Annotated in this window: 13 protein-coding genes; 4 read left to right on the plus strand and 9 right to left on the minus strand. The window is 38.7% G+C overall.

What is annotated here, in order from left to right:
* Nucleotides 1-16: 16 nt before the first annotated feature.
* From ASF86_RS03365 to ASF86_RS03395, 7 genes are all read right to left on the minus strand, one after another.
* Nucleotides 17-973: an ABUW_2363 family tetratricopeptide repeat lipoprotein gene (locus tag ASF86_RS03365; RefSeq protein ID WP_056479445.1), complete on the minus strand. Its 957-nt coding sequence runs from the start codon at nucleotides 971-973 to the stop codon at nucleotides 17-19.
* Between the two features lie 105 nt (nucleotides 974-1,078).
* Complete coding sequence (gene cysE / locus ASF86_RS03370; RefSeq protein ID WP_056479448.1) at nucleotides 1,079-1,888, minus strand: serine O-acetyltransferase; 810 nt, start codon at nucleotides 1,886-1,888, stop codon at nucleotides 1,079-1,081.
* Nucleotides 1,881-2,720, minus strand: a complete 840-nt coding sequence (locus ASF86_RS03375) for an RNA methyltransferase (RefSeq protein ID WP_056479451.1) — start codon at nucleotides 2,718-2,720, stop codon at nucleotides 1,881-1,883. Before ASF86_RS03375 ends, cysE begins: the two co-directional genes overlap by 8 nt.
* Nucleotides 2,721-2,734: 14 nt before the next feature.
* Complete coding sequence (dnaE, locus tag ASF86_RS03380) at nucleotides 2,735-6,298, minus strand: DNA polymerase III subunit alpha (protein WP_017390496.1); 3,564 nt, start codon at nucleotides 6,296-6,298, stop codon at nucleotides 2,735-2,737.
* A gap of 199 nt (nucleotides 6,299-6,497) precedes the next feature.
* Nucleotides 6,498-7,565 (minus strand): type II asparaginase, encoded by a 1,068-nt coding sequence (locus tag ASF86_RS03385; RefSeq protein WP_056479455.1) that lies wholly within the window; start codon nucleotides 7,563-7,565, stop codon nucleotides 6,498-6,500.
* A 686-nt stretch (nucleotides 7,566-8,251) separates the two neighbouring features.
* Complete coding sequence (locus ASF86_RS03390) at nucleotides 8,252-9,559, minus strand: dicarboxylate/amino acid:cation symporter (RefSeq protein WP_017390497.1); 1,308 nt, start codon at nucleotides 9,557-9,559, stop codon at nucleotides 8,252-8,254.
* A 476-nt stretch (nucleotides 9,560-10,035) separates the two neighbouring features.
* Nucleotides 10,036-11,466: a pyridoxal phosphate-dependent aminotransferase gene (locus tag ASF86_RS03395; RefSeq protein WP_017390498.1), complete on the minus strand. Its 1,431-nt coding sequence runs from the start codon at nucleotides 11,464-11,466 to the stop codon at nucleotides 10,036-10,038.
* 239 nt (nucleotides 11,467-11,705) lie between these two features.
* Between ASF86_RS03395 and msrB the strand changes: the two genes are divergently transcribed.
* From msrB to ASF86_RS03415, 4 genes are all read left to right on the plus strand, one after another.
* Entirely contained in the window at nucleotides 11,706-12,125 is a 420-nt protein-coding gene (gene msrB / locus ASF86_RS03400) for a peptide-methionine (R)-S-oxide reductase MsrB (protein ID WP_056479458.1), read from the plus strand.
* Nucleotides 12,122-12,607, plus strand: coding sequence for a glutathione peroxidase (locus ASF86_RS03405; RefSeq protein WP_003651303.1), 486 nt, complete (start codon nucleotides 12,122-12,124; stop codon nucleotides 12,605-12,607). Before msrB ends, ASF86_RS03405 begins: the two co-directional genes overlap by 4 nt.
* Complete coding sequence (locus ASF86_RS03410) at nucleotides 12,607-13,452, plus strand: AraC family transcriptional regulator (protein WP_056479463.1); 846 nt, start codon at nucleotides 12,607-12,609, stop codon at nucleotides 13,450-13,452. The genes ASF86_RS03405 and ASF86_RS03410 overlap by 1 nt, the downstream gene beginning before the upstream one ends.
* A 64-nt stretch (nucleotides 13,453-13,516) precedes the next feature.
* Nucleotides 13,517-14,149 carry a LysE family translocator gene (locus ASF86_RS03415; protein WP_056479466.1) on the plus strand — a complete coding sequence of 211 codons (633 nt, stop codon included), beginning with the start codon at nucleotides 13,517-13,519 and terminating at the stop codon, nucleotides 14,147-14,149.
* A gap of 50 nt (nucleotides 14,150-14,199) precedes the next feature.
* Here ASF86_RS03415 and dapC read toward each other — a convergent pair whose 3' ends face one another.
* A complete protein-coding gene (gene dapC, locus ASF86_RS03420) occupies nucleotides 14,200-15,369 on the minus strand; it encodes a succinyldiaminopimelate transaminase (RefSeq protein ID WP_056481726.1) in 1,170 nt (389 codons plus the stop codon).
* Between the two features lie 25 nt (nucleotides 15,370-15,394).
* The gene (gene glnD, locus ASF86_RS03425; RefSeq protein WP_003651309.1) at nucleotides 15,395-18,058 is read right to left on the minus strand and encodes a [protein-PII] uridylyltransferase; all 2,664 of its coding nucleotides are present in this window, start codon (nucleotides 18,056-18,058) and stop codon (nucleotides 15,395-15,397) included.
* Nucleotides 18,059-18,081 lie beyond the last annotated feature (23 nt).

An 18,081-nucleotide genomic window follows, 5' to 3' on the forward strand; every position in this document is an offset into this window, starting at 1 on the left:
TTTTATAAAATTAAGCTTATTTTTTTGGTGTTGTACTAGGAGCTGTTGTAATAGGAGTAGTTGCAGACATGGCAGGGTTCGTTAAAACTTGCCATACGTTCCAACGGCCTTGTTTTTCAATTTCTTGAATTAAACGATCAGCAATTTCCGCTTCATCTGGATATTTAACTTTATAGTTTTTAAGCGTTTGGATCGCATTTTTCTTCTGCTCCATTGCAATATAGTTATTTGCAGCAGCTAGATATGCTTCTTGAACATTACCTTTAATTGCTTTATCTAAATATGGAATGGCTTCACGTTGACCACCACCTTCAGATAAGCCAAAACCGAACCAGAAGTTTGCTTCCGCATCATCTGGATTAATTTTTAAAAGTCTTTGAGCATAATCTAAAGATTTAGTGGTATGAACAGTACCTAAATCAAGGTTACGTGCAAGAACACTTGCTTTAAACGCGCGAAGTAAAATATCAAATGATGCATTTTCATTTGCAGCAAGTGTATCAAGCTGCTGTGTTACTTCTTTTAGTTTACTTTCAAAGCCCTTACGTTCTTGGCGGTCAGTAAAGCGAGGTGGGTAGTGACGTGCTTTGCCTTCCACTAACTGTAAGAAGTCATCAATGCTTGTAACATCAATTTCATTCTCACCAGCTAAAACTGCGTATTTCATTGAGCGCTGTGAATTATTTACAGTCGGAACAATCAGTTTATTGGTGTCGAGAGTAAGCTGTTTGGTTGGGTCATCTTGACGGTTAACCACCATTTTCGTTACCGGCTGTGCAGCAGCTTCTTTTAACGCAACTTCAAATGCTGGCGGTTGATCATAGTTAAAAGGATTTAGTGCATAAAAAGGAGGAGTAAGCTCTGGTTCCTTGAAAACAAAAGGCTCAATTTTTTGTTCTTTTACGGGTGCCATTGTACAAGCTGTTAAACTTGAGGTCGCAAGGATGATATATGCCAAAGGCTTAAAATTCATAGGATCTTCCGTTCATTTTAGTAAAGTCAGATTTGGTACTGGTAAGTCTAGGAAAAGCTAAACCGACATGCAAGGGTAAGCGTGTTACATTATGAATCAAGAATATTACGTTTTTGATATCTTGTTTTGTGCACCACATTCACGACGCACTTCTTCAAGAATTTTTAGCTCTTCATCACTAAAAGGTTGTTCATCTTGGCTTTCTTTTTTGAAACTAGGATCTAGCTCTGATAAACGCTGGCATAAATTATTCATACGCGTTTCATTGTGCTGAATACGATCAAGCAAAACGCGCATACCTTCTAAAATAGGGTCTGACTGATCAGCAGTTGTCGCATATGGGGCAAAACCAATACTTTGTGCATAATCACGGCGACGTTCTTCATCTTTATTTTTGTCGGCATCTTTATAAATATAGCGAGCAGGGTTTCCTACAGCAGTCACACCAGCTGGAACAGCTTTAGTCACTACAGCATTTGAACCGACTTTAGCACCTTTACCTACCGTAAATGGCCCCAAAATTTTCGCGCCAGCACCAACGACAACGCCATCTTCTAAAGTTGGGTGACGTTTGCCTGTCTTCCATGTTGTACCACCCAAGGTAACACCATGATAAAGCGTAACATCATCGCCAATTTCAGCAGTTTCACCAATCACAACACCCATGCCATGATCAATAAAAAAACGCTTACCGATTTTAGCACCCGGATGAATTTCGATTCCTGTGGCAAAACGGCTAAATGAAGAAAGTAGGCGAGCTGCACCTTTACAATCTTTTTGCCATAATTCATGTGCAACACGATGCATCATAATTGCATGAATGCCAGGATAAGTCGTAAGAACTTCGAGTGTATTGCGGGCAGCAGGATCTCGCGCAAATACAGCCTTTATATCTTCTTTAAGCTGCTTAAGCATTGGGTTGATCCTCCTTGTCAGATAATGCTTTTTTCCATTTACCACTTGTCAGAGCTTGTACACGACTAAAAATACCGCGAAGTAAATGATATTCCATACGATCTAATTGTATACGACCAAACAAACGACGCAAGCGTAAAGGCAATAAACGTGGATTCTCTGGATCTAAAAATTCAATTTCAGTCAGCATTTTTTCTAGATGAGGATAAAACTCTTCCATTTGTTGCTGAGTAACCAAAGGTTCATCCCATTGCATGCTTTGGCCTTGCACTAATGGCATTTCATCTACATTCTGATCGACGTTGTCTTGTTCCAGAGCAGACATGCGAAGCTCATAACATACGACTTGAATCGCTTGCGCAACATTTAGTACACCATAGTCCGGATTTACAGGAATCGTTAAATGGTAATTTGCCAGTGCTAATTCTTCGTTAGTTAAACCACGGTCTTCACGACCAAAAACAATCGCAATTTGTTGTCCTTGAGTGGTTGCTTTAATGGCTTCTTTAGCCGCAGGTCGCACATCAAGTAAAGGCCAAGGAATGGTGCGACTACGTGCACTTGTTCCAAAAACCAAATGGCAATCTTTAATCGCATCTTCTAAGGTGTCTACAATCTCAAGGTGCTCAAATAAATCTTGAGCACCAGCGGCAAGTGCTTGGATATCTGGATGAGGATATGTTTTGGGTGCTACGAGAACTAATTTAATTAGTCCCATTGTTTTCATGGCACGTAAAGCACTACCAATATTGGCAGGCAAAGTTGTATTTACCATGACAATACGCACTTGTGCTAATTGTTTTGACACGGTGGTGTGGTCAAACGAACTCATAAGATTTCCAGAAATTACGAATATTGAGAAACTTCGCTTTGGTATAAATCCAATGCATCGTCCATAGACATACCCGCAGGAGGAGAGGCAACAGCATGTGGACGAACAGGGTCTGCTGCTTTAGCCGCTTTCGACTTCACTTGATATTCAATATAAATATTATCTTTACCAAAATAATCTCTGAGCTTAGCAAGTAATTCATCTAGAGGAGCGACTTTCCATTGCGGACCAAACAGAAGCTCGGCTTGAGCATAGGGTTGATCAATCTGTAACTGTAGAGCGATATGTTGATGCATATCTACATTGCAAAATGGCAAGATCATGTTTTGCAGATCTTTTGCCAATGTTGGTTGCATGAACTCTTCTGTTAATTTGATTTGAATACTGTTAGCACGTTTTTGTCTTATTTCATTTAAGGTGAAAGCTTTGGTTAAACGTCCCATTGGGCGATCAAAGCCTTCTCGTTCATAGATTTCGCCTTCGAAAACTACAACACGTTCCACTTGAACGATATCTTTAAAACGTTGGAAGCGCTCATGGTTACAGCTGACTTCAATACGTGCCGTACCATCATCAAGTACAATAACAACTCGGTTCGGGAAGTTTGCGACATCAATGACCAAACCTGCATAAACCGTAGTAACGCCACGACGCGTAGCTGTAATTTCATTTAGTTTTACAGGAATAAATGCTTTGAGTTCTTGTCGGTAAACGTCAATTGGATGGCCTGTTAGATATAAACCAAGTGTATCTTTTTCGCCTTTTAAACGAACTTCATCGCTCCACGGTTTTACAGGTTTAGCTGGCTTACGCTGAACTTCTTCAACTTCACCAAATAAATCCATAATACCGCTTTCACGGTTACTTCGAGCTTGTTCAGCAGCTTGAACAGCTTCAGGCAATTGAGCCATTAAGCTTGCACGTTCAATACCTAGGCAATCGAGTGCACCCGCACGAATTAAAGCTTCAAGAGTACGCTTATTGATTTTCTTTAAATCAATACGGTGGCAAAAATCGAATAGATCTGTATAAGGGCCATATTGTCGACGAGAGTCAATAACTGACTGCATTGCTTGTTCGCCGACGCCTTTAATTGCACCTAAGCCGTAAACAATCGTTTTATCATTACTTGCATGGAAGTGATAAGTCGACATGTTGACCGATGGTGGTAAGACATCAAGATTATTATTTCGACAGTCATCAATCAAGAATACAACACTGTCCGTGTTTTGCATTTCCGATGTCATGACGGCTGCCATAAACTCAGCAGGGTAATGAGCTTTCAACCATGCTGTATGGTAGGCAACGAGTGCATAAGCAGCGGCGTGAGATTTGTTAAAACCATAGCCTGCAAACTTTTCCATATAGTCAAAGATATGGTTGGCTGTGCTTTCGTCAATACCTTTTTCAGCAGCACCTTCTAGGAAAATTTGGCGTTGCTTAACCATTTCCTCAGGTTTCTTTTTACCCATTGCACGGCGTAATAAGTCTGCGCCGCCTAACGTGTAACCTGCACAGATCTGTGCAGCCTGCATAACTTGTTCCTGATAAACCATAATCCCGTATGTTGGCTCTAATACACCTTCAAGAAGGGGATGGAGATATTCAAAATCTCCACCATGCATACGGTGAATAAAGTCAGGAATCAGGTCCATTGGACCTGGACGATACAATGATACGAACGCAATAATTTCTTCGAATTTACTTGGGCGTGCTTCTTTAAGCATCCGTTTCATGCCGACGGATTCAAACTGGAATACCGCTGTTGTATTTGCATCGGCAAAGACAGAATATGCTTTAGCATCGTCTAGAGGAACATGCAATATATTGAGCTGATCATTACTGTCGCGGTTTTTATTAATATTTTGGATCGCGTCTTCGATAACGGTTAAGTTACGTAAACCTAAGAAGTCGAACTTGACCAGACCTGCTGCTTCTACATCGTCTTTATCATATTGAGCAACACGGTTTGTTCCATCTGCATCACAAAGTACAGCCGAGAAATCGGTAATTTTACCTGGTGCAATGACTACACCACCGGCATGTTTACCAGTATTTCGGGTTACACCTTCTAATTTTAATGCCATTTCCCAGATTTCACTTGCATCGTCGTTATCTGGATTAGATGGGTTGGTCACAATATCTTTAAGCTGAGGTTCCATATCAATAGCGGTGGCTAAGTCCACACCGAGCGGTTTGGTAGGCACCATTTTTGAAATACGGTCAGCTAAACCGTAAGATTTACCTAATACACGCGCAACGTCACGGATTGCACCTTTTGCTGCCATGGTTCCGAAAGTTGCAATTTGTGAAACGGCTTCGCGACCATAAGTACGCGATACGTAATCAATGACGCGGTCACGTCCAGCAATACAGAAATCGACGTCAAAGTCAGGCATCGATACACGTTCTGGGTTCAAGAAACGTTCGAAGAGTAGATCGTAACGAAGTGGATCAAGGTCTGTAATTTTTAAGCTATATGCGACTAAAGAACCCGCACCTGAACCACGGCCTGGTCCTACAGGAACACCATTATTTTTTGCCCATTGAATAAAGTCCATGACGATGAGGAAGTATCCTGGGAAACCCATTTTTAGGATAATACCGACTTCATAATCAATTCGTTCATCGTAAGGCTTACGAATCTCTGCCCAGTCCTCGCCACGTTTTTCAACTGGGTAAAGATAATTTAAGCGCTCTTCCAAACCTACTTTTGATAAATGTTCAAAATAAGTGTCAATGGTAAAACCATCTGGAATTGGATAGTCAGGTAAAAAGTAAGTGCCGAGTTGTAATTTAACGTTGCAGCGTTTGGCAATATGATAGGTGTTCTCGATAGCACTAGGAATATCGGAAAACAACTCGATCATTTCATCTGAGGTTTTAAAGTGCTGCTCAGGGCTATATGTCCGTGGACGGCGATTATCTGCTAATACATAACCATCAGCGATACAAACACGTGCTTCGTGTGCCTCGAAATCTTCTTTTTCTACAAAGTGCACATCATTATGTGCAACTACACCAACATTATATTGTGCAGCAAGCTTAGCTGCTTCTTGAATAAAGTCTTCTTCACCGGGGCGGTCAGTACGTGTTAAAGCAAGATAAACACGGTTACCAAACTTTTCGAGCCATGCTTCTAAAAGGGGAGCAGCTTTTTGAGGGTTAGATGAGCAAAGCATCTGACCAACATCACTATGCTGGCCAAGTAAAACGATAATGTCTTGATGCTGTTCAAGTACCCATTCTTTTTGTACACATGGAATACTGAGCTGTTGTCCTTCAATAAAACCGCGTGAAACGATTTCGGTCAGACTTTTCCACCCAATATCACTCATTGCAAGTAAGGTGACACGATGTTGAGCATCATCAAGGCGAATTGTGCTACCTAAAAGCGGCTTAATTCCTTTTTTCAAACAAGAATTATAAAACTTTACCGCCGCATGGAGGTTAGAGAGATCAGTTAATGCCAATGCAGGCATTTGGTCTTTAACCGCAGCATTGACCAAGTCAGGTATGCGAACTATCGACTCTGTAATCGAAAATTCTGTATAAATACCTAGATGAACAAACTGCATAAACCAATCCTTAATGCGACCGCAGCATAGTTTAACACGCAAAGTTAAAAGGAAATGGTTAATATTTTGGCAAACTGTTAAGGATTTTATTATTTAAGAAGAATGAGTTGAACATCTATTGTACAGATTTAATATAAAAGACATTATTTTTATAAAATATGACCAGCCCAAACTTCTAGGTTTGAGCTGGTTGAAAAACTTAGTACTGCCAGAACATGCGTTGAATTTCTTTAGCATCGGTAGTCTTGGTAAGAGCTAATGCTGCAAGAAGACGCGCTTTCTGAGGATTTAAATCATGTGCTGCTACCCAGCCATATTTAGAGTCAGGTTGTTCTGCATCACGCACTACAAAACCTTGTTGAACACGTGATGAGCGGATAATTTGAATACCATTCTTGTCGTGAAGATTTTGTAAAGTTGGTACGATATAGTTCGCAACTGAACCGTTACCAGTACCTGCATGGATAATCGCTTTAGCGCCAGCTTTTGCATATGCTTCATAAGCATCTGGAAGCATAGAGTCTGAGCCATAAACGATCTGTACCATTGGAAGTGCATCACCTTTAATATTTTCAATATTAAATTCTGAAGCATTTGTAAAACGTTTTACAGACTGTCTGAACCAGTATGGCTTGCCTTCAACTAATGTACCTAAAGCGCCCCATTGGCTAACAAAAGCATTTGTGTGAATGTTAATGCCTTTAGTTACATCACGCGCAGCAAAAATAGAGTCGTTCATAAGAACCATAACGCCTTTATTTTTTGCATCATCAGAAGCTGCTAAAGCAACTGCACTATAAAGGTTAAGTGGGCCATCTGCTGAAAGAGCAGTTGAAGGGCGCATTGAACCAACAATAACAATCGGCTTATCAGTGTGAACAACCAGATTTAAGAAAAATGCTGTTTCTTCTAAAGTATCTGTACCGTGAGTAATTACAACACCATTAACAGATGGTTTTTTTACCAGCTCATTTACTTGACGAGCAATTTGTAATAATTCCTTGTCAGTAATACTTTCAGAAGCGACCTGTAATGCCTGAATACCAGTTACATTCGCCAAATCTTTGATTTGTGGAACTGCATTAATTAAGGCATCAACTGGAACTTTCGCAGCAGTGTAAGTTGCACTGTTTGTTGAATTTGCGCCAGCACCTGCGATAGTACCGCCAGTGGCAACAACAACTACATTGTTTTTTGCGTAAAGTGGGAGAGAGCAGGCCAATAAGCCCATCGCTAAACCTAAAGATTTAACAGTTTTAGTCAACATCGAAAATATCCTTATGAAGTGACGAAAGTAAAAAAGTTTGTCGAATATGTCTGCTTTTCCTAAGCAAAATACATACCATGTAAAACATATTCGTAACTTGCTGAATAAGAAGCATCCCTGAATAGCATTTTGTTTCACCAACAATTACTTAGTCATTGCTTTTATTCAGCGTTAATAAATATCATGAATAAAATAAAAAATCTATTAAGTTTTTCTAATTTATCTCGATTTTTTTGCTTTTTAATATAAAGAAAGCAAATGATTTTTTTATCTTTATAAAATTAAAAAATAATGGGTGTGACGGGGTTTTATTTACCATTTGGTATTTATATTATATTGATTATAAAAGTTTTTATTTGTAAGTGAAATTATATAATTTTTTTAGTAGGGAAACTAAATAATAATTACAATAGTTTAATATAATTAAGTTTTAATAAAATGAATTAAAATTTAATCACTTGATGTTTATTTCTAAGAATATAAATTCTATTTGGGTAATTTTTATTCTCTTTTTAAGGTTTACTTTAAGAAAATTTAATAGCGGTTAAAGTGCATTTTTTGGTTCATTATTTAATATGAAAATACAGATAAATTTTTATTGTTTAATTTTAGAATAAAAAGAAGAGCAATTTTATAAGGTCATATAAAATTGCTCTTAAGTTGGGAGAGTGGGAGAAAAGAGAAACTTAAGCGGTCGTTTGTTCTTGAGTTGATTTAATTAATACAGGCTCTGGTAGCTCTTCAGTGTCAGCTACTTTATCACCTTCAAGTTTAGCAACTACGGCAGTAGCAATACTGTTACCTACTACGTTTGTTGCAGTACGACCCATATCAAGGAACTGATCGATACCAAGCAATAAGAGAATGCCTGCTTCAGGTAAATGGAACATGGTAAGTGTTGCTGAAATAACCACGATAGAAGCTCGTGATACACCCGCAATACCTTTACTTGTTACCATAAGCGTTAACAGAATTAAGATTTGTTGAGTGAAGCTAAGATCGATGTTGTAAGCTTGAGCAATAAACAGTACTGCAAACGTGGTGTACATCATTGAACCATCTAGGTTGAATGAATAACCCAAAGGTAATACAAAGCTAGTCACTTTTTTAGGTACACCAAATTTATTTAGTGCATCCATTACTTTGGGGTAGGCAGATTCACTTGAAGCTGTAGCAAAAGCAAGCGTTACAGGTTCGCGAATTAATTTGCCTAAGCGGAAAATATCTTTTTTAAGTACGATTGCACCAACAGAGAACAAAATAATCCAAAGCAACAGAAGACCGAAGTAGAACTCTGCGATTAAAATACCGTAGTCAACAATCAAGCCTAAACCTTGTACCGTAATTGCTGAAGCGATTGCAGCAAATACTGCAAAAGGTGCAAACATCATGACGTAATCAGTAATACGGAACATGATTTTGCTAAGTTCTTCAGTCAAACGGATAATGACAGAGTCTTTTTCTTTACCTTGATTTACAAAAGCAAGAGCTGAACCAAAGAAGATTGAGAAAACGAGTACTTGTAGGATGTCATTGTTGGCCATTGCTTCTGCAATACTGCGTGGGAAAACATGGCTTAAGAATGATTGTAGTGTAAAGCCAGTGGTCGCTGGGAGAGAAGCGCCACTAAGTTGTTGAGCTGTTGGTAATGCTAAATCTAAAGCTGCACCAGGTTGGAAGAAGTTAGCTAAACCCATACCGATCGCAAGCGATACAAACGAAGCAGTAATAAACCAAGTCATTGACTTAAGTGTAATACTTCCAATTGATGTAGATTTCCCCATTGATACAATGCCTGCAACAATTGTGGCAAATACCAGTGGAGCAATAATCATTTTGATTAAGCGTAAAAAGATGTCTGAAATAATGCTGAAATAAGAAGCGATTTGCTTCAGTTGTTCACCTTCATTAAAGAAGTGGTGACAAATCCAACCTGTCAGTATGCCAAGTAAAATAGCAACAACAATATACTTGAGCAATTTCTTTTGCTTCATATGAACCTCTATCCATTTGATTCAATCATCCTTTGATGGGATTTGAATGATTGAAAGCTTTCCTTGTTAGTTCAGTCCGGTCGTTTTAACGATTTTATCTTCCTAGATATCTGTATCTGTTTAAACCGAATCGAATATGGTGATGTTGTTATGGAAGGGGATTGTTGCTCGATTTTGAAGCAGTGTGAAATGCAAAAATATATTGATCCATGCATTTTTTGCATAATGAAGATTGAGAAAAATGCGAAATTACACACAAATTTAAACGTATGGTAAAAAATATATAAATGAATTATTAAAGTGAATTTAAAGATAAAAAGAATTAAATTTCCAATGAAAAACATTTAACTTCAAAGTGTTGTTTTAAAATGGGTGGAAAGGTGAAAGTATTTGCGATAATTATTTTTTTTAAATAATAAAATAGAATTATCAAAAAAGGCATCCAATTTAAGATGCCTTTTTTGATATGCATTTTTTTAACGACGGTTGGCTAAGAAACGACCTAAGCGAGTAATTGCTTCTCGTAATTCATTTTCAGCAGGTAAGAAAACCACGCGGAAATGATCTGGAGTTGGCCAATTAAAGCCCGTACCTTGCACCAATAACACTTTTTCTGCACGTAACAAATCAAGCATTAACTTTTCATCATCTTCAATTGGATAGATGTTCGGATCGAGGCGAGGGAAACAGTACATTGCTCCCTCTGGTTTCACGCAGCTTACCCCTGGAATTTCATTTAGCATTTCCCAAGCAATATTACGCTGTTCGTATAAACGGCCACCCGGACGAATCAAGTCATTGATTGATTGATATCCTCCGAGGGCGGTTTGAATCGCATATTGAGCTTGAACGTTTGCACATAGGCGCATAGATGCCAACATATCTAAACCTTCGATATAGTCAGCAGCACGGCTTTTATCACCAGTAATTGCCATCCAGCCTGAACGGAAACCTGCAATACGATAAGCCTTTGATAAGCCATTAAAAGATACGCATAGCTGGTCACCAGCTAATGATGCTACTGAAACATGTTCAATGCCGTCATAAATAATTTTGTCGTAAATTTCATCAGCAAATAAAATTAAGTCATGTTTCTTTGCAAGTGCGACAATTTGTTCAAGCACATGACGTGGATATACTGAACCAGTCGGGTTGTTCGGGTTAATAATGACAATGCCGCGTGTGTTCGGCGTAATTTTACTTTCAATATCAGTAATATCTGGATACCAGCTATTTTCTTCATCACATTTATAGTGGATTGCTGTACCACCTGAAAGATTAACAGCTGCTGTCCAAAGTGGATAATCCGGCATTGGAATCAACATTTCGTCGCCATCATCAAGCAGGCCTTGCATCGCCATGACAATAAGTTCAGATACGCCATTACCGATATACACGTCATTGACATGCATATTTAGAATGCCTTTTTGTTGGTAATACTGACAAATTGCTTTACGTGCTGGAAAGATACCTTTTGAATCAACATAACCAATTGCATTTGGTAGGTTTAACGCAACGTCATTAATAATTTCTTGTGGGGCTTCAAAACCAAATGGAGCAGGGTTGCCGATATTTAGCTTAATGATTTTATGTCCTTGCTCTTCCATTTCATTGGCGGCTCGTAATACTGGTCCGCGAATGTCATAACAAACATGCTCAAGCTTCGATGATTTCTTTATTTCTCGAGAAGTTGGCATGGATTGGAGGGTAGCAGTATTTTTAGACATAGCTGGATTCACTTTTGCATATCGGTATAAATAACTTTTAAATGTTTTAACTGTTACCAAATTCAGATCGTGTTGATCTTTTAGTAATTCAACAATTTTTTCATGGGTAAAGCCCGATTGCTGATACTGTTTGATAACTGGTAATAGTTGCTGGAAAAGCACACTTTTTTTCTGAGACATGTTTTGTCCTATACAACCGTGCCAAACAAGAATAGCACCATCTTTGCTTCCTTGGAAGAAAATAAAACATAATTTTGCTTACTTTTGATTTTGAATTTTGCTTACTTTTTGCTTTCTATTGCTTAGATGATTAAATTCCAACAAATTTTACGTTCAGAGACTAGTGTTTTTGTGATGAATGGCGTAAATATAAAAACTCAATCATCAGAAATGTTTACATCAGAATAAAGGTGCATGTCATGGGAAAAGTCAATAAAACAGACCGGGAATGGCAAAGAGAGTTATCACCAGAAGAGTATCGGATTACACGACAAAAGGGCACTGAACCTGCATTTACGGGGCAATACTGGAATACTAAGCAACATGGTACCTATGTCTGCCGTTGCTGCGGCGCAGAATTGTTCTCATCAGATACTAAATATGACAGTGGTTGTGGTTGGCCTAGCTTCTTTAAACCGATTGAGCCAACTGCAATTGAAGAACATGACGATTCATCGCATGGTATGGTCAGAACAGAAATTGTTTGTCATGATTGCGAAGCCCATTTAGGGCATGTTTTTGAAGATGGACCACAGCCGACTGGTTTGCGCTATTGTGTAAACTCGGCATCATTACAACTGAAATCACAAGAAAAAAATGATGAGGAAACCTATCCATGAGTAATATTTATCAGTTTGAAGCTGAACTGTTAGAGGGTGAAGTTAAGCAATTAGCTGATTACAAAGGTAAAGTTTTACTAATTGTAAATACTGCGAGTAAATGTGGTTTTACACCACAATTTGCTGGCCTTGAAAAACTTTATGAGAAATATAAAGATCAAGGTTTGGAAGTTTTAGGTTTTCCCTGCAACCAGTTTGGGGGGCAAGATCCAGGTAACAATAAAGAAATCGGTACGTTCTGTCAGCGCAACTATGGGGTGAAATTCCCGATGTTTGCAAAAGTTGATGTAAAGGGACCGGAAGCTCATGTAATTTTTAGATATTTAACACGTGAAGCTAAAGGTATTTTAGGCAGTAGCACGATTAAATGGAACTTCACCAAATTTTTGGTGGGAAGAGATGGCGCTGTGTTAAATCGCTATGCTCCTACGACTAAACCAGAAGCTTTAGAAGCTGATATTGAAAAAGCATTAGCAAGTTAATGAATTCAACGAACGCTATTCCCCAAGATTTTGAGTTTTGGCAAGATGGGCGAATGCCTTATGTTGAAACCAGAAGATCTTGTTTTAGCCGAACATGCTATAAGTCTCATAGTCATCCAACATTTTCAATTGGAGCTATAGACGAAGGGAATAGCGTTTTTCAAAGCTCATTTGGTACAGCACAAAAGATTTCTGCCGGCACATTAGTCATTGTGCCTGCCCACATTGAACATTCTTGTAACCCGTTGCCTGATCAGGCTTGGAGTTACCAGATGCTGCATCTGGATATATCTTGGCTTAATCAATGGTACGCCGAATTTCAAAAAGAGGGCTTTGATTTAAATTTGCCCCAGCATAGACCTCTCATTATTAAAGATGAAAATTTATATCAGGCTTTTTCTGATATGAATGAAACTCTATTTGATTCTCAAAAATTAATTCTCGAAAAAGAACAGTCGCTGATCTATTGCCTTACACAGTTGTTATTACCTCATTTTATATTAGAAGAAATACAGAAAACTCAATATTTGTATGAAAGCTTTTTGGACTTAATTCATATTATTAAATCATCCGAACGATTTATTTCTTTAGAAGAGCTTGCCCAGCAGGTGGGCCTTAGTCGATATGCAATCATTCGCCTATTTAAAGTCAATGTGGGCTTAACACCCCATGCATTTCAAATTAATTTAAAGATTAATCAGGCCAGAGCACAATTAAAACAAGGCATTCCACTTGCAGAGCTGGCTGTAAATTTAGGCTTTAGTGATCAGAGCCATTTTCATAAAGCTTTCAAAGCCCATACAGGAATTACTCCTCGTCAGTTCCAACTCGTTGCCGCGCAATAATTTACAAGAAATTATTTTTCTCTATTTTTAAGCTATTCCATACTGTTTTACAGATGAAGCCGTTATGGAAGTTTTTTTAGTTATTGCCTTTACTCACTTTTTAGCTTTGTTATCTCCGGGACCTGATTTCTTTCTGACTCTCACCAGTCTTTTGCAAAAAGGTTCGCGTTATACGTATGGTGTCATTGTGGGAATTACTTTTGGTAATGCCTTGATTTTGATGGCGTGTATGTTTGGATTTATGTTGCTTGGAAATTTGAGTACGAACATTCTTTTAGTACTTAAATGGCTTGGCGCTGGGTATTTGGTTTATTTGAGTTACCTTTGTTTTAGTGCTGCTCGGTCTAGCACCTTAACTTTTGCTATTGAAAAAAATGGTTTGATAGATCAAGAGCATCAACAGCAGGATAAAGTTAAGAGCTTAATGTTAGGAATACAATCTAGTCTTCTTAATCCGAAAAATATTATGTTTTATAGCAGCTTAATGTTGCTCATTCAGCATGACTTTAGTGTGTTTCAAAAATTGCTGATGAGTACGTGGATGACTTGGGTTGTGCTTGGTTGGAACTTATTATTAGTTCGCTTATTGCTTCAAAATCGGGTTCTAGAACAGATTAAACGTTCTGCTAAGGGCCTATATTATTGCTCTAGTTTGGCTTTTATATTTTTCGCAGTACTGTTGGTTATTTATAGTTAATGTAGTGTACAGCCTTTAATATTACTAAAGGCTGTACAATTTACTTATGCTTAGAGAATTGCTTTTAACCGCTTAACCACTTCTTCGCATTGCGCTAAATCGGCAACTAAAGCCATACGCACATGATTTTCCCCAGGGTTACCTTGATCTGTGTCACGAGATAAATAACGGCCAGGTAAAACCTTAATATGTGCTTTTTCCATTAACATCTTGGCAAAAGTTTCATCGTTATCAACTTTTAACCAATAATAAAAACCAGCATCTGGCTTTTGCAGAGGTAATAAGTGACCTAATTCGTTTTGGAATAAATCAAATTTTGCACGATATTGCTTACGGTTTTCTTCAACATGGTTTTCATCATTCCATGCTGCAATTGATGCAAGCTGATGTTGAACAGGCATTGCTGCACCATGATAAGTACGATACTGCAAATATGGTTTTAATAATTCTTCATCACCAGCAACAAAACCTGAGCGTAAACCCGGTAAGTTTGAGCGTTTAGAAAGTGAATGGAATACGACACAGTTTTTATAATCATCGCGACCAAGTTCTGCACAAACTTCTAGCAAACCTGTAGGTGCTTGATCGAACCAAAGCTCTGAATAGCATTCGTCAGAAGCAATAACAAAATTATATTGATCAGACAAGGCAATTAACTTTTTGAATTGCTCTTTAGAAAGTACAGTACCTGTTGGGTTACCTGGTGTACATACAAAAAGAAGGGCTGTTTTTTCCCATACTTCTGCTGGTACAGCATCAAAATCACCTAAATAACCATTTTCTTCGGTGCAATTGATGAAATAAGGTTTTGCACCAGCGAGTAGCGCGGCACCTTCATAAATTTGATAAAACGGATTCGGCATTACTACATACGGCGCGTCTTCACGGTTAATGAGCGCCTGAACAAATGAGAAAATCCCTTCACGAGTACCTGATACGGGTAAAATATGATTTTCTGCACTAATGCTATTCAGTTTGAAGCGTTTGGTTAACCACTCTGCAATACTTTGGCGAAGCTCTGGCAAACCCTTACTATTCGGATAAGTTGATAGATGGTTAAAGTTGTCAATGATTGCCTGTTTAACAAACTCTGGTGCTGGGTGCTTAGGTTCACCAATTGATAGTGGAATCAATGGAAGATTAGCAGGAGTGATATCCTTAAAAAGCTGGTTTAACTTTTCAAATGGATACGGGTGCAATAACGACAAGCTAGAGTTCATTAAACAGTTACCAATTAGTTGAGTTTCAGTGCTGACAAATTTGATTAGATGCTTCATCTAATGCAGCTTTAAGCTTTTCCGAGAAGAGTTTGACCTCTTCGTTATTTAACGGTTTTCCATCTTTTTTCGTGACAAAGAAAATATCTTCGGCACGTTCACCTAAAGTTGCAATTCTAGCTGAATGGATGTCTAAACCTTGCATCATAAATAAGCCACCTACGCGTGCAAGTAGGCCAGGGTGATCAAGTGTTGAAATTTCGACCATGTTCTGTTGTAAGGCTTCATTCAATGTAACGTCGACTGTATTTTCAATATCAAAATGACGTAGTTGACGTGGAATTCGGCGTTGCATGAGTCCTGGATATTGGTCTGGCTGACTAAGCGCTTTTACTAATGCAGTTTTAACGGTTTCTTCGCGTTCAGGGTCGGTCAGCAATGTACCGAAACGATCAAGTACAACATAGGTGTCTAAGCTAAATGCCGTACTTGCCGTGATAATTTTTGCATCTTGAACGTCTAAATTCATTTTGTCCAAAACTGCAACAGTGGTGGCAAAAAGGTTGGGTTGGTCACGCGTATATATAAAGATTTGCACTGCATCTTGGGCAGCTTTACGGTGAGCACGCAACAGTACTAATGGCTCTGGATTATCACCGTGTTTCAAAATTGCTTGAGTGTGCCATGCAATTTCATCTGCTGATTCTTTAATGAAGTATTCATCACCAAGTTCTTGCCATACTTTTTCGACGTCTGCCAATGAGAAGTTATTTACCAGTAATTCACTCGCTGCAAATTTGGTGTCTTCAATCAGCATTTGATAGTCAACAGGACGACTTAAACCTGTACGAATTACATCACGGGCATGCGTATAAAGTTGACGCATAAGTGAGGCACGCCATGTGTTCCATAGTTTTGGATTCGTCGCATTAATGTCTGCAACCGTTAAGGTATATAGATAATCAAGATGTTCCATATCGCCAAGTTTTTCAGCAAAATCTTTAACAACATCCGGATCGGAAATATCCTTTTTCTGAGCAGTCAGTGACATGAGCAAATGGTTGTGGATGAGCCATGCAATTAATTTGCATTCACGCTCTGTAAAGCCGTGCGCACGTCCAAATTCGATTGCATCTTCTGCACCGAGTTCACTATGGTCTCCACCGCGGCCTTTAGCAATGTCATGAAATAATGCAGCGATAAATACAATATCTTGACGTGCGAGACGTTGGAAAACAGAGCTTACAACAGGAAATTCTTTAGCAAACTCGGGTTCTTTAAAACGGTTTAAGTTGCGCAGCAATAATAATGTGTGAGCATCGACTGTGTAGATATGGAATAGGTCATATTGCATAAGACCCATAATTTGGCCAAATGCTGGAATATAGTTTCCTAAAACACCATAGCGCTTCATCGCAACCAAAGTATCGTATAGACGATAGGGTGAGCGAATAATCGACATAAACAGTGCTTGATGTTCAGGATTATCTCGATAGTTTTGATTAATGCGTTTTGCAGCAAGAATAAGTAAGCGTAAAGTACGAGCGCGGATCCCTTCAATATCTGGTCGATTAGCCAAAATATAGAACAATTCTAAAATAGCACTTGGATGCTCTGCGAATATTTTGTGGTGCTGTACTGCAAGCTTGTTATCAACGATTTTAAAATGATTATTAACTTCTTCAATTTTACGTTCGTAATTTGGTAAGCGCGGAGTAATGACCGATTCGCTAAAATAGGCCAACAACATTTCATTCAGTGTTGAAACCTGTTGAGCAGTACGGTAGTAGCGTTTCATGAACTGCTCAACACCGTAATTTACAGGTTGGCCTTCTTGACGGACATAACCAAATTGAGCCGCAATTTCTCTTTGATGATCGAACAGAAGACGGTTTTCATCACGTTTCGCTAAGCGGTGTAAGTGGTGGCGAATTTCCCAAAGAAAACTTTCAGCTTCTTCTAAAACTGTTAATTCAAACTCTGAAATAAAACCTAAATGTACTAAGTCATAAATGCGGTTTACGCGGAAATGACGTTTGGCAATCCAGCCAATCTGGTTAATGTCACGAATGCCACCCGGTGCATTTTTAATATCGGGTTCTAAATTGCTTTCAGTATTGTTGTGTTGGTGGTAACGCTTAGCTTGTTCAGCCATTTTTGCATCAAAAAATGTTTTGTCTGTCCACGTTTGCGAAACAATACGACGCGGCCATTTCGCAAGTTGACTATTGCCTGTAATTAAACGAGCTTCAATGAGTGTAGTTGCAACGGTTAGATCTGTCGCAGCTTGTTCAACACAGCTTTGGATGGTACGAACACTAATGCCGGGCTTGAAATTGCCAACATCCCACAAAGAGGAAATAAATGTAGAAATACGCTTTTCGTTTTCTTCGTTAATTTCATGTTCTGACAAAATCATGATATCAACGTCAGAATAGGGCAACATTTCACGGCGCCCATAACCACCTACTGCAAAAAGACCTAATCCTGTCTGGTCGAGTTCGGCATGTTTCCATAAAAAGATCAGTGCTTCGTCTACAAGGTCTGAGCGCGCTTTAATGACTTCTCGAATAGATTGCCCATTTTCATATGAATCCTGCAATTGCTTTTCTACATCCGTTCGCCATTGATTAATGGCTTTAATATCATGATGGCTTGTAACGTAGTTCAGCAATGGCGATGTATTGATCATGAAAATGGGTCTACCAAAAAGTA

Origin of the sequence: Acinetobacter sp. Leaf130, from assembly GCF_001423205.1 — a bacterium.
Taxonomy (GTDB): domain Bacteria; phylum Pseudomonadota; class Gammaproteobacteria; order Pseudomonadales; family Moraxellaceae; genus Acinetobacter; species Acinetobacter calcoaceticus.

Bases quoted from the DNA above. Each gene is read 5' to 3' on its own strand.
- ASF86_RS03405 (WP_003651303.1), top strand. From the start codon at position 12,122: ATGAGTAATATTTATCAGTTTGAAGCTGAACTGTTAGAGGGTGAAGTT.
- ASF86_RS03395 (WP_017390498.1), bottom strand. From the start codon at position 11,466: ATGTCTCAGAAAAAAAGTGTGCTTTTCCAGCAACTATTACCAGTTATC.
- dnaE (WP_017390496.1), bottom strand. From the start codon at position 6,298: ATGCAGTTTGTTCATCTAGGTATTTATACAGAATTTTCGATTACAGAG.
- ASF86_RS03390 (WP_017390497.1), bottom strand. From the start codon at position 9,559: ATGAAGCAAAAGAAATTGCTCAAGTATATTGTTGTTGCTATTTTACTT.
- ASF86_RS03385 (WP_056479455.1), bottom strand. From the start codon at position 7,565: ATGTTGACTAAAACTGTTAAATCTTTAGGTTTAGCGATGGGCTTATTG.
- ASF86_RS03410 (WP_056479463.1), top strand. From the start codon at position 12,607: ATGAATTCAACGAACGCTATTCCCCAAGATTTTGAGTTTTGGCAAGAT.
- msrB (WP_056479458.1), top strand. From the start codon at position 11,706: ATGGGAAAAGTCAATAAAACAGACCGGGAATGGCAAAGAGAGTTATCA.
- glnD (WP_003651309.1), bottom strand. From the start codon at position 18,058: ATGATCAATACATCGCCATTGCTGAACTACGTTACAAGCCATCATGAT.
- ASF86_RS03415 (WP_056479466.1), top strand. From the start codon at position 13,517: ATGGAAGTTTTTTTAGTTATTGCCTTTACTCACTTTTTAGCTTTGTTA.
- ASF86_RS03365 (WP_056479445.1), bottom strand. From the start codon at position 973: ATGAATTTTAAGCCTTTGGCATATATCATCCTTGCGACCTCAAGTTTA.
- ASF86_RS03375 (WP_056479451.1), bottom strand. From the start codon at position 2,720: ATGAGTTCGTTTGACCACACCACCGTGTCAAAACAATTAGCACAAGTG.
- dapC (WP_056481726.1), bottom strand. From the start codon at position 15,369: ATGAACTCTAGCTTGTCGTTATTGCACCCGTATCCATTTGAAAAGTTA.
- cysE (WP_056479448.1), bottom strand. From the start codon at position 1,888: ATGCTTAAGCAGCTTAAAGAAGATATAAAGGCTGTATTTGCGCGAGAT.